This window comes from Microbacterium sp. DT81.1, from assembly GCF_049844955.1.
Taxonomy (GTDB): domain Bacteria; phylum Actinomycetota; class Actinomycetes; order Actinomycetales; family Microbacteriaceae; genus Microbacterium.
This window is the reverse complement of the sequence record NZ_JBNCMA010000032.1, coordinates 1-493: the sequence shown is the minus strand read 5'-3', so window position 1 is coordinate 493 and position 493 is coordinate 1. Positions and strand designations below refer to the sequence as shown.

The window sequence follows — 493 nt, the reverse complement described above, 5'->3', positions numbered from 1 at the left end:
GGTGTGCGCGCCGACCAGCAGCGCCCCGTCCAGATCGAACGCGACATCGTGGACATGCGGAATGAGGGCGGGTGAGGCATCGCTGTCAGGGGACGCGGTGCACGCGGTAGCGGTCAGGGTAAGCGTCGCGGCGAGGGTGGCGACGGCGAGGGTGCGGGTGTGAGTGGTCATAGTGGCGTTCTCCGGAGACAGCGGGCCGGCCGTCGGGTGCGGCCGGCCCCTGCGGTCAGAGGGTCGCGAGGATGTCCTCCATGGTGGCGATCTCGGTTGTCTGCGAGGCGATGATGTTCTCGGCAAGGGTGATCACGTCGGGGTTCTGCCCGTTGTCGACTTCGTCTTGGGCCATCGCGATCGCGCCTTCGTGGTGGACGATCATCTGCTCCAGGAACAGGCGGGATGCCTCGGCCGCGGTGGCGTCCTCGAGGGCTTGCATGTCGGTGTCGGACATCATCCCCCCGTGGTCCATGCCGTCCATGTCCCCCATCGGGGTGCC

Annotated in this window: 1 protein-coding gene; it reads right to left on the bottom strand. The window is 68.0% G+C overall.

Annotated features, from left to right (window positions below; translation table 11 throughout):
• Positions 1-226: 226 nt before the first annotated feature.
• Positions 227-493 (bottom strand): DUF305 domain-containing protein (locus ACLQ2Q_RS22215; protein ID WP_425824080.1); only part of this gene is annotated, 267 nt, incomplete at its 5' end.